This is a genomic window from Chryseobacterium scophthalmum (assembly GCF_900143185.1).
Classification (GTDB): domain Bacteria; phylum Bacteroidota; class Bacteroidia; order Flavobacteriales; family Weeksellaceae; genus Chryseobacterium; species Chryseobacterium scophthalmum.
In genome coordinates, this window is the sequence record NZ_FSRQ01000002.1 from 652,971 (window position 1) to 665,454 (window position 12,484).

At 34.0% G+C, this 12,484-nt stretch carries 10 protein-coding genes; 5 read left to right on the plus strand and 5 right to left on the minus strand.

The features are described from left to right. Together BUR17_RS13245 and BUR17_RS13250 are read right to left on the minus strand one after the other, a co-directional pair. Positions 1-924 carry a M28 family metallopeptidase gene (locus tag BUR17_RS13245; protein ID WP_074230829.1) on the minus strand — a complete coding sequence of 308 codons (924 nt, stop codon included), beginning with the start codon at positions 922-924 and terminating at the stop codon, positions 1-3. 213 nt (positions 925-1,137) lie between these two features. After that, a complete protein-coding gene (locus BUR17_RS13250) occupies positions 1,138-1,527 on the minus strand; it encodes a DUF4293 family protein (RefSeq protein WP_074230830.1) in 390 nt (129 codons plus the stop codon). 145 nt (positions 1,528-1,672) lie between these two features. Here BUR17_RS13250 and rho point away from each other — a divergent pair, with 145 nt between their 5' ends. Further along, the gene (gene rho / locus BUR17_RS13255; RefSeq protein ID WP_074230831.1) at positions 1,673-3,556 is read left to right on the plus strand and encodes a transcription termination factor Rho; all 1,884 of its coding nucleotides are present in this window, start codon (positions 1,673-1,675) and stop codon (positions 3,554-3,556) included. A gap of 56 nt (positions 3,557-3,612) precedes the next feature. Here rho and BUR17_RS13260 read toward each other — a convergent pair whose 3' ends face one another. Then, positions 3,613-4,206, minus strand: a complete 594-nt coding sequence (locus tag BUR17_RS13260; protein WP_074230832.1) for a hypothetical protein — start codon at positions 4,204-4,206, stop codon at positions 3,613-3,615. Positions 4,207-4,355: 149 nt separating this feature from the next. On the opposite strand from BUR17_RS13260, the gene BUR17_RS13265 reads away from it, so the two are divergent. Next, the gene (locus BUR17_RS13265; protein WP_074230833.1) at positions 4,356-4,952 is read left to right on the plus strand and encodes a superoxide dismutase; all 597 of its coding nucleotides are present in this window, start codon (positions 4,356-4,358) and stop codon (positions 4,950-4,952) included. Positions 4,953-5,005: 53 nt separating this feature from the next. On the opposite strand, the gene BUR17_RS13270 is transcribed toward BUR17_RS13265, so the two are convergent. Next, entirely contained in the window at positions 5,006-5,425 is a 420-nt protein-coding gene (locus BUR17_RS13270) for a DUF6146 family protein (protein WP_074230834.1), read from the minus strand. A gap of 47 nt (positions 5,426-5,472) precedes the next feature. Further along, positions 5,473-6,672: an endonuclease/exonuclease/phosphatase family protein gene (locus BUR17_RS13275; RefSeq protein ID WP_074231239.1), complete on the minus strand. Its 1,200-nt coding sequence runs from the start codon at positions 6,670-6,672 to the stop codon at positions 5,473-5,475. Between the two features lie 238 nt (positions 6,673-6,910). Between BUR17_RS13275 and BUR17_RS13280 the strand changes: the two genes are divergently transcribed. From BUR17_RS13280 to BUR17_RS13290, 3 genes are all read left to right on the plus strand, one after another. Further along, a complete protein-coding gene (locus BUR17_RS13280; protein ID WP_074230835.1) occupies positions 6,911-9,640 on the plus strand; it encodes a TonB-dependent receptor in 2,730 nt (909 codons plus the stop codon). Between the two features lie 12 nt (positions 9,641-9,652). Next, the gene (locus tag BUR17_RS13285; RefSeq protein ID WP_074230836.1) at positions 9,653-11,716 is read left to right on the plus strand and encodes a DUF5689 domain-containing protein; all 2,064 of its coding nucleotides are present in this window, start codon (positions 9,653-9,655) and stop codon (positions 11,714-11,716) included. Positions 11,717-11,850: 134 nt separating this feature from the next. Continuing rightward, complete coding sequence (locus BUR17_RS13290; protein ID WP_074230837.1) at positions 11,851-12,480, plus strand: NAD(P)H-dependent oxidoreductase; 630 nt, start codon at positions 11,851-11,853, stop codon at positions 12,478-12,480. The last annotated feature ends 4 nt before the right edge of the window (positions 12,481-12,484 follow it).

Sequence of the window (12,484 nt, forward strand, 5' to 3'; positions counted from 1 at the left end):
TTAATTGAAATTTACTTTATCATTATACTTCGGATTGAAATTTTTAGGGCTTAATTTCTCTAAAGTTTTTGCAAAGTTATTGATAATCTGCGTCATATTTTCAGAATTTACAATGCTCATATCGTCATTTGCCTGATGATAATGTTTTATTTTGCTCATGTCTGCAGTAGAGATGGAATGGGCAATAATTTTCTTTTTTACAAAGCTTACATTATCTGATCTGTAAAATAATTGTTGCTTCGCATAAGGATCGGGATAAATTTTTAATCCGTTTACCGCATTTTTATTAAACAATTCATCAAGGTCAGAAAACTCATCACCGGTAATAAAGACTGTGTTTTTTCCAAACTCAGCTTCTGTGGCAACCATTTCAAAATTAAATAATGCTGAAAGATTATTGTAGATGTGATCTAATTTTTTGTCTTCAGAAATAGCAATTGAGCCCAACATTCCTTTTTCTTCTCCATTAAATGCCATGAAAACCATTGAAAAGTCAGGTGTTTTATTTTTAAAATAATCGGCAATGCCTATCAAAGTCGTAATTCCGCTTGCGTTGTCATCTGCGCCATTGTTGATATTGTCTCCGGATTTATTGCTTACTCCAATATGATCAAAGTGACCTGTAAATCCTAAAAACTTTTCAGATTTTCCTTTTTTAACTGCGCAAACATTGTAAGCTATTTTTCCTTTATAATTAAAAGGAACGAGATAAGAATTACCTGTACAATATTCCAGATTGTTTTCTTTAAAAAGCTGTGCAATATATTCTGCGGCTTTATCATTTTCAGGAGTTCCGATTTCGCGACCTTTCATTTCATCTGAAGCCAGAGTTGAAATGACGGTTTTTACTCTTTCTTCAGAAACATCCTGTGCAAAAGCCGAAGTTGCGAAAAACGATAGGGAAAGATAGATTAGCTTTTTCATATTTAAATTATATTATTTCTTTATACTAATTGAATAAGTAGTGGTTTTATATAAAATGTTGCAAGTAATCTTAATTTATTTACGTCCCACAGATTTTATTCTCTATTCTAATTAATAATATCATTTTATTTCCAATCATCTGCGTAAATCTCTTGGAAATAAAAAAACAGCTCCCAAAAGGAAGCTGTTCTCACTCAAAAAATCGTTGTAAGGTTATCGTAGTCTGTCTACAGATTTTACGAGCCTCTCATCTTTCTTGATAAAAATATTTGCCAAAAACAAACAAATTACCGCAATCGATGGGAAAACCGGCTCAATACCCTTCTCAGGAAAATCTATTCCTCCGGATAAGTTTTGCATCCAGTACACCAATACACCAATCAACAAAGCGTTTATAATGATGCTGATATTATTCAGCAAGATTTGTCTTTTTCTGTTTTTAAAACTGAACAAACTCAATGCTCCTACCAAAACTAAAACAATTGACGAGATACTGATAATCGGAGTTTTTCCGAAAACATCTACATCTTGTCCTGTAATATATAAGAAAGCTGCTGCTAAAACCGACAGCAAAATCCAAATGGTCTGTATTCTCTGTAACATAGAATTTCAAATTCAGAAGCAAAAATAACATAAATTTTGCACAATTCAAAAATAAGTGTAGATTTGCAACATACAATGTACTTGAAAACAAAAGTCACCCGACTTACTTTTCTTACTCACAACTAATTACATTTTTACATTAAATATGTTTAACATAGAAACGTTAAGGTCAAAATCTGTAACGGAATTGACTAAAATCTTAAAAGATTTGGGCGTTAAGGTTGCAAGAACCAGCAATGAAAATGATAAAATTTTTGCTATTCTAGATTTTCAGGCTTCCAACCCTAAAGTTACAAAAGATTATTTCAATACCACAGAAACACCGACTGTTGTTACAGAGGAACAACCGGCAGAGAAGGTAGCTAAACCAGCTCCTAAAAAGGCAGCTCCTAAAAAGACCGCAAAACCTAAGGTAGAACCAAAAGCTGAAACTGAGCCAAAAGAAACTCAGGCTGCTCCGGAGCCGGAAGTTATTAAAACAGAAGAAGCTCCAGTGGAAGAAGTAAAGGCAGAAACGCAGGTTGATGCTGAAGAGAAAACTACTCCTTCTAACAACAGACAAAAAAGAAAAAGAGTTTCGCCTCCTGCGCAAAGCAGCGAGATTGAAGCAAAAGGAACAATAGAACTTCCTTTAAATATAGATTCTCAGCCAAGTGCACCTGCACAAGCTAAAGAAGAAAGACCTAAAAGACCGCAACAAGCACAACAAGGTCAGTCTCAACAACAAAAAGGTCAAAACCATCCACAACAAAACAGTGGAAATTCTCAAAATAGAAATCAGAACAATAACCAAAATCAGAATTCTAACCAAAACAACCCTAATCAAAACCAAAATCCTAATCAGAACAGACAGCAACATGCTGAAAGACCTGAGAGACATGAGGAGCAACACGAGCAGAAAAAAGAGTTCAGCTTCGATGGAATGGTTAGTATTGAAGGGGTTTTAGAAATTTTACCAGATAACTACGGATTTTTACGTTCATCAGACTTCTCTTATATTTCTTCACCGGATGATGTGTATGTTTCTACAGCACAGATCAGAAATTTTGGGTTAAAAACAGGAGATACCGTAAGAGGAATTGTAAGACTTCCGAAAGAAGGTGAAAAATATTTCTCATTACTAAAACCAACCGAAGTTAACGGTCGTGATTTAGCATATATTAAAGATCGTGTTGCTTTCGAATATCTTACGCCATTATTTCCTGAAGAGAAATTTAATCTTTCGGGAGATAATTCTACGATGTCAACAAGAATTGTAGATCTTTTTGCACCTATCGGAAAAGGTCAAAGAGCAATGATCGTTGCTCAGCCGAAAACCGGTAAAACAATGTTGTTGAAAGATATTGCAAACTCTATCGCAGCCAATCACCCAGAAGTTTATATGATGGTTCTTTTGATCGACGAACGTCCTGAAGAAGTTACCGACATGGAAAGAAGTGTGAATGCAGAAGTAATTGCTTCTACATTTGACGAAGCTGCAGATAAACACGTAAAAGTGGCTAACCTTGTTTTAGCGAAAGCTCAGAGAATGGTAGAATGTGGCCATGATGTGGTGATTCTTTTAGATTCAATTACAAGATTAGCGAGAGCTTACAATACCGTAACTCCTGCTTCTGGAAAAGTACTTTCTGGTGGTGTTGATGCAAATGCTCTTCACAAGCCAAAAAGATTCTTCGGAGCTGCAAGAAAAATTGAAAACGGAGGATCGTTAACGATTATCGCAACCGCTTTAATTGATACAGGTTCTAAAATGGATGAAGTTATTTTTGAGGAATTCAAAGGTACCGGAAACATGGAGCTTCAGTTAGACAGAAAAATTGCGAACAGAAGAATTTATCCTGCCATCGATTTGGTTTCTTCAAGTACAAGAAGAGACGATTTATTGCTTGATGAGGTAACTTCACAGAGAATGTGGATTTTCAGAAAGTATCTTTCAGAAATGAATCCTATCGAAGCAATGGAATTTGTCAACAAAAACATCAGAGGAACTTTAAATAACGAAGAGTTCTTGATGTCGATGAACAGATAATAAAGTATTTTACTTTAAAAATATAAAAGCAGTCAAAATTTTGACTGCTTTTTTTGTTAACTCCTTTTAACCCATTCGTTATGAATTTTTCGGAAGCGGATAAATCTTGGCATACAATCGTTACCGGTAATGTTCTTACATTTCTGATAATAGATAATTGCCTTTTCGCCCGATTTGTCGATGATGGGTCTGCTTAAAGTGATTTTGCCAAGAAATTCGCCATTTTCGCTTGGTTTTTCTACCTTCTCATAATTTTCAGGGAATTTTATTTTAGTTAAATCTAAACTTGTTGCTTTTAAATTTTCTTTTGCGGGAACAATGCTGTCTAATTCTAAAAGAGAACGGTATACGTTACTTTTCGCAGAAGAAGCTTCGATGCTGTCGGAAATAGCAAACTCAAATTTTCTTCTCATTGCAATTGCGTCCTCAATTATTTTTGCATCTTTTTCATTCATTGTTCGGTTTAAATCAATTCCGTTATTGGCGGCAATTTCATTCATTTCATCCTGTGAAAGATAGGTCATTCCGTATGGCTTTAGAATTTCGCTGACTGATTCATTGAGTAAAGCGTATTCATCTTTAGAAATACCGTCTGAGTTACAGCTTATCAATAATAAAAATAATGTGGAGATTGTATAAATTTTCTTCATAACGACAAATTTAAAAAAATAATGGATTTATCAACATTTAGGCACCTTTTTGTTATTATCAATGTTAAAGATTTATTAAAGTAATCTGCAATTTTTGATATTGGCTTGAATATTGGCTAACTTTGAGTCATAACATTAAAAATAAACTTATGTCATTTGAATTACCAAAATTAGGATATGCTTACGAAGCTTTAGAGCCAACAATTGATGCAAAAACAATGGAAATCCACCATTCAAAACATCACCAAGCGTATGTTGATAACTTAAATAAAGCAATCGAAGGAACTGATCTTGAAGGATTATCTATCGAAGAGATTTGTAGAACAGGTGTTGAAAAACCAGCGGTAAGAAATAACGGTGGTGGTCACTTCAATCACTCTCTTTTCTGGGAAATCTTAACTCCTGGAGGAAGCAAAGAGCCTGTAGGAAGCGTAAAAGCTGCAATCGAAAATTATGGTGGTTTTGAAAAATTCAAAAATGATTTTTCTGAGGCTGCTAAAACAAGATTTGGTTCAGGATGGGCTTGGTTAGTGAAAAATGAAGACGGATCTGTTTCTGTAACTTCTACTCCAAACCAAGACAACCCATTAATGCCTGTTGCTGATGCAAAAGGAACTCCAGTTTTAGGATTGGATGTTTGGGAGCATGCATATTACTTAAACTATCAAAACAGAAGACCTGATTATGTATCTGCGTTCTTCGATGTTGTAAACTGGGATAAAGTAGAAGAATTATTCAACAAATAATCTTTAGATTACTTCAAATAAAAAAGGTTCAGAAATTTTCTGAACCTTTTTTGTTATCTGAATGTGTCGCTTGCGCTCAATCCATTCATTCTCAGTTTATACTTCCAATTAACATAGGCAAAAACCTGATATAATTTGTACTCAAATTTAATTCCGTATTTCTCTCTTGAGTCATAATCTATTGAAGATTCAATGATATTACGATATCTTCCCGACATGAAATAAGAATTCCACTCATTGACCAAAATTGCATTTCTACTTTTCAAGTTAGCTTCAGTATACTGATTTATTGGTCTTGCAATAGCATTCATAAAATAATCAAACTGAGTGTCGATTACAATCAGATCCCATTCTCCATCATCGTTTTTTGATGGTTTCATTGCAGAATTTTCCTTTTCGTTTTTAGGATTATTCTGAGCAAATGAATGTAATGGAATAAGAACTGTAAATAATATGATGATTAAATTTTTCATAATGAGTGATTTACACAAAAAAAGCACTCCAAATAGAGTGCCTTGTTTTATTTTTTGATGTATTCTTTCTGAAGAACCGATACAGCCGGGAAGTGGTCACTGTAACCACCGGTGAATCTGTCACCATCCCAAGAACGAAGCGGATAACCTTTCCATTGTCCTTCTTTATTAACTAAATAAGATGGAGCATAAATTTCTGCTTTAAAAATACTGTAAGTAGGAGTCAATTTTTCTTTTGAATATAAATTCTGAGAAACGATAATCTGATCAAATAAATTCGGAGCGTCTCTATAGGCTAAAGAAGCAACTCCTGCTTTATATAATTTGTACATTAAATTATAATAAGGAGTTTTATCAGATAGATCTTCAGGATTTTCTACTGCACCAAGATGTTTTTTCAAACTCGGGCTTACCGGATCGTCATTGTAATCACCCATTGAAATTAATTTAATTCCGGGATATTCTGCAGATAATTTATCCATTTCACCTTTTAAAACGGCTGCAGCTGCATTTCTTCTTGGTTGAGAAGCTGCTTCACCACCACTTCTTGAAGGCCAGTGATTCATGAATACTGCAATTTTTTCACCATCCAAAAGTCCGATTGCTACCAAAACATCTCTTGTGTATTGTCTTTTTCCGTCTTCATTGTAGATTTTTATTTCTTTAGTATAAGTATTTTGAACTACAAATCTGTTTTTCTGATAAATTATTGCAATGTCAATTCCTCTTGCATCATAAGAATTGTAATGTACAATTCCATAATTGCTTTTTGCTAAAACAGGTTGCTTAATAAGGTCTTCAATTACCTGTCTGTTTTCTACCTCAATTAAACCACAAATTGCAGGGTTGTCATTAGTATACTGTCTTCCAAGCTCAGAAATTACCTTTGCTTCGTTAGCTAATTTTTGGTTATAGTATTTTGTTCCCCATCTTTTCGGGCTGTTTGCCGTGAAGTCGGTAGCTAAAATTTGATGACGAATTACTTTTTTTCCTACTAAAAGCTCATTGCTCCATTCTCCTTTGTAATCTTCTGTAGTTTCTAAAAACTTTAGAGAATCGATAGGTACGCTTCTATGGAACTTAGGATTAGAAAAAGGAAGTGTTCCGTCAATATAATCTGCAGATGCAATGGTATCCCAAAGGTTTTCTACATTCAGGAAAGCTACGGCTGCTCTTTTAACTTGTTTCTGCTGAGAAAAACCAAAATTAAAACACAATACCGCAAAAATGATAAGATATTTTTTCATGTTTTTAAAATATTCAAAAAATTGAGGGGCTAAAATTACAACTTTTAAAATCATTTAGAGATTAAATTAATCTTAAGAAGCATTTTTGAATTAAATCATAATACGGACTTTTTATTGAGAGTATTATTAAGTGTTAAGAATAATTAATAGAATAAAGTACTAAAAATGTTTTAGTTAATGAAAATAATCCTAAATTTGTTGCCCCTTAAATAAAGAAGGTGTTAAAAACTAAGTTATTATGATTAAAAAACTATCCCTAATCTCTTTGTTTACACTATTACCTGCATCGTATTATTATGCGCAAACAACTGTTTATGCGTACGTTAAAGGTCAAGACGGTAAACCGGTAGAGAGAGCAGAGGTTGATCTTGAACAATCTGTTGATGATGTAACTGCCGACAAAATCGGTTACTTCCAGTTTGTAGATTTAAAGCCAGGACATTATCTTATTACAGTTACAAAACCAAATTTTGAATCTAAGATTTTAGAGTTTGATGTGACAGCCGATGAGAAAAGAAAAGACTTAGGTGTTATTGTGCTAAACAATAGTTTGGGAACAGATGCCGGAGTTGTTGTGATTGATGACTCTGCAACTGATACCGAAGACGGAGGTTCTTCAATGCAACCTACAGTAGGGCTTTTGAGTTCAGGTAGAGATGCATTTCAAAATGTTTCTGCTTTTGAATTGGGAGCATATTGGTTCAGACCGAGAGGGGTAGATAACCGTTTCGAAGACGTAATGTTTAACGGTGTTTCGATGTCTAAAAATGATGATGGAAGAATCGACTTCAACAACTGGGGCGGTTTAAATGATGTAACAAGATATCCTTATGAAAATGTGGATAACATTACCCCTTCAGAATATGCTTTTGGTAACTTGGGAGGTGTTGCTTATTACAATACAAGAGCTTCTTCTTACAGAAAACAGACCTCTTTAGCTTATTCATTTACGAATAGAAGTTATTTGCACAGAGCAATGGCAACTTATTCTTCAGGAATGACTAAAAATGGATGGGCATTTACAGTTTCTGGAAGTAAAAGATGGGGAGATCAGGCAATCATTGATGGAGTTTATCAGGATGCTTATGCTTATTTTGCGGCAATTGAGAAAAAATTCAGCGAAAGACACTCTATTAACTTCACTGGTTTCGGTTCTCCTACTTATAGAGCTTCAAACTCACCAAATACTCAGGAAGTTTATGACATTATGGGGAAAAATTACAACTCATATTGGGGATGGCAAGATGGTGAAAAGAGAAACTCAAGAATCAGAAAAGTATTCGAACCTATGTTTATGCTTACTGATTATTTGAAAATCGGTAAAAATTCAAACTGGATCAATACTGTTTCTTACCAAATCGGAAGCGATGCAAGAAGTAGACTAGATTGGTTCCATGCATCAGATCCAAACCCTACTTATTACAGAAAATTACCAAGTTACGGTCTTTTAACAGCTGATGAATTCAGAGCTCAGTCACAAATCGATTGGAATAGTCTTTATCAGGCAAACTACCTTAACAACCAAAATATGGATGGTTCTAAAAGAGGAGCTGTTTATACAATTGTAGAGGATGTAAACAGAGATAAAACGTTCAACTTTGCTTCTCACTTTGATACAAGATTAAAAGAAAACTGGAAATTAAATGTTAACTTTAATTATCAGAATTTAAGATCAGATAACTTCAGAAGGGTTAAAGATTTATTAGGAGCGAATTATGCTAATAATCTTAATGCATTCAATAACGATGTGCAATACAATACGGATGATACAAATACACAAGTAGGAGTAGGAGACAGAACACAATATTCTTATGAACTTTTGAAAGATCACTATTCATTAAATGTTTCTACAGAAGTAGATTTCAACAAATTTAATGTTGTAGCATCTATCTTTAGTTCTTACTCAGAATCTCAGAGAGATGGTGATTACAGAAGTGGAATTACTGCTTTTAAAGATAATTCAAAAGGAAAAAGTGCAATCTATGATGCTTTGGATGCAGGTATTAAAGGTAAAGTTACTTACAAGATCAATGGTAAAAACTTTATTGTTTACAACGGTGCATTCTTTAGCTTAGCTCCTACATTGAATGAATTGTATATCAATCCGAGAGCGGTAGATTATTTGACTCCAGGAGTTAAAAACCAAATCATTAACTCTAATGATTTAAGCTATATTTTAAGAAGTCAAGTTCTTAAATTAAGAATTTCAGGTTATTATACTACCATCAGCAATTCTACAGAAATTTCAAGGTATTATGCTGCAGTAAGTGATCAGACAGGATCAGTAAATACTTTGATTAATGAGGCAATGACCGGAGTTGATAAAAGATATATGGGTGCAGAATTAGGTTTTGATGTAAAAATTACTCCAACATTAAATGCCACCGGAGTTGCAAGTATTGGAGAATACAAGTATACAAACCGTCCTTATGTTTACTCTTTTGATGACTTAAATAACTTTAGAAGTTATGGTAAAGCAAATGTGAAAGATTATAAAGTAGCAGGTACTCCTCAAAAAGCATTTTCATTTGGTTTAAAATATAATTCGCCTAAATATTGGTGGGTAGGTGCATCAGCAAATTATTTGATGGATCAGTATCTTGATTTTTCAGCATTAAATAAAACGGCTTCTATGTACACTGATCCAGGAACAAACGATCCTTATACTGGTGTTACTCCTGAGCTTATTCAACAGTTAACAAAGCAGACAAAATTTGATGACCAGTTTATGTTAAATGCTAACGCAGGAAAATCTTTCCTTCTAGGTAAATACAGAATGGGAATCAGTGTATCTGTAAATAATATTCTGAATAACAGGAATTATGTGACTGGAGGTTTTGAGCAAGGTAGGGCAGCAAACTTCCCGCAAGTTCTTGAAGAGTCTCAGAGACAAACACCATATTTTGGACCAAAACTTTGGTATGACAGAGGAACTACTTTCTTTACAAATGTTTATTTAAGATTCTAAAACAAGGTAATAATGAAAAAATATAATTCAATTTTAAAGTATATTTTCGTGATGATTGCAGCGTTGGTAATTACCGGTTGCGTACACGATGATAAATATAATGAGCCCAATCTTGATGGCTATCAGTGTGCAGATCTTACTGCGACAATGACGCTTACTCAACTGAGAGCAAAATATACAACCACATCTTTCACTTTTCCAGATAATTCTACTGATATTGTAGAAGGATACGTTTCGTCAACTGATGAAACAGGAAATATTTACAAAACAATTTACATTCAGGATAAGCCTGAAAACCCTACTCAAGGATTTGTGATCAGTGTAGATGCTGTAAGCACGTATACAAACTATCCTCAAGGTTCTAAAGTTTATATTAAACTTGCAGGTTTATCTTTAGGAACTTATGGTGGTGTTGTACAATTAGGAGTGAAAAATGGAACTGAAACTGCAGCAACTTCAGTATCAAGAATTCCTGAAAAACTTGTACCGGCAAAAATTTTCAGATCTTGTTCTGTTAGAGCGAATATAGTTCCTAAAATCATGACTTCTTTACAGATGGTTTCTGCAAACGATCAATATATCGGATGTTTAATTCAAATGGATAATGCTGAATTTGACAGCAGAATCTTATGTACAAATTATGCTCCAAACGGAGTTACGGTTGATAGACTTATCAGAGATAACAGTACAGCTACAACAAGAGTGGTGAGAAACAGTGGATATGCATCATTTGCAAATCAAACTCTTCCTTCAGGAAATGGTAAGTTTGTTGGTATTTACAGTAAATTCAACAGCACTTACCAAATGTATATCAACAAGGTTACAGATCTTGAGATGACTAAATTCCCAAGACTCGATGGTATTGCATCAAACCCTTGTGAATACAGTGATAATGGTTTAACTCAGAAAACAGTTGCAGAAGTAAAGCAATTGGCAACAAGCCCGCTTACTTTAATTACTGGTGATTTTGTTTTAAAAGCGAAAGTAACAGCTAATGATAAATCTGGAAACCTTTTCAAATATATTTATGTTGAAGATGCAACAGGAGGTATAAGAATCAATATCGATAAAGCAGACATGTTCAATGATCCTCGATTTATTGTAGGTAAAGAAGTTTATGTAAAGCTTAAAAACTTATATGTAGGAGCTGTTAACGGAGAGATCCAGTTGGGAGTTCCATTCAGTGGAGCAGTTGGCAGAATTGCTGAAGCAGATGTTTACAAATATTTCTTCGATTCTAAAAAAGCAATTACTGCAGTCACGGCTACTGAAAAAACAATCACTCAGTTTACAATGGCAGATGTTGGTAGATGGGTTAAGATTAAAGATCTTCAATTCATTGCAGGAGATTTAGAAAAAGTATACGCTTCCGGGCAGGTTACAAACAGAACTTTAGAAGACTGTTCAGGAAATAAAGTTTTATTAAGAACAAGTAACTTTGCTGATTTTGCAGGTCAGGTTATCGAATCTGGAAAAGGTGATGTTTATGGTGTTTTAAGTATATTTAATGGTACTTACCAATTATGGATCACAGATATTTTAGGTGCAGATTTAGATGATCCTAGATGTGATGGTTCAGTTTATGTACCGCTTGCAGTATTATACAAAGATGATTTCGCAGCAGGAGGTTTCGGATCAGATTGGACAACTGTTAATGTTGCAGGTACTCAAGTTTGGAATACTTCAAACCAAGGTAACGGAACCAATTATTATGCAGTGATGAGTGCTCCATTAAATAATCCCGCAAACGAAGACTGGTTGATCTCTAAAACAGTTAGTTTAGTTGGTAAAACTAAAGCGGCAGTAAGCTTTACATCTGATGTAAGATACGGCGGAAATGCTTTACAGGTTTATGCTACAGAAAATTATACAGGAAATCCTGCAACAACTACTTGGGTTCTTTTACCAGCTGCATTAGATACAAACAACGCAGCGTTTGGTGACTGGGTAAGTTCAGGAAATGTAGATTTATCAGCATTCTTAGGGAAAAATGTAAGAATTGCATTTAAATATACTTCAACATCTTCCGCGGCTGCAACGTGGGAAATTGATGATTTCAAAATTAAAGGTCAGTAATTAACTGATTTATTTAGATTTATAAAGAACCTGGCTCTTCATTGAGGCAGGTTCTTTTTTTATGTAGAGAATTTCCAAATAGATATTTTACTTAAAGCAGGCTTTATTCAGCATCAATTCTTAAATTTGTTGTTATGAATTATTTGGAAGCTTTAAGCAGAAGATATTCTGTGAAAAAATTCAACCCCGAAATGATTATTCCGCAAGATACCCTTCTCAATATTCTTGAGTCTGGAAAACTGGCGGCAAGCTCATTGGGACTTCAGCCTTATAAAATATTCGTAGTGGAAAGTCTAGAAATGAAGGAGAAGTTAATACCGGCTTTCTACAATCCTTCACAAATTTCTACATGTTCACATCTCATTATTTTAGTTTCAAAAAAAAATATTGAAGAGACATATCTTGATGGGTATTTTAGACACATCTCTGAAGTGCGTCATCAGCCTGTAGAAAGTTTAGATTTATTCAGAAATAGCATTACAGGTCATTTTGGAAGACAAGAACATGATGATATTTTAAACTGGGCAGAAAAACAATCTTATATCGTTTTAGCCAATTTAATGTATGCTGCAGCGATTGAAAATATTGATACCTGTCCGATGGAAGGTTTTCGACAAGATATCATTGAAGAAATTTTGAATATAGATTCTGAAAAAGAAAAAGTAACAGTTACTTTGGCTTTGGGGTACAGATCAGATGAAGATCAATTCCAACACATGAAAAAAGTAAGAAAACCAAACGAAAAATTGTTTAAATTTATTTAATTAT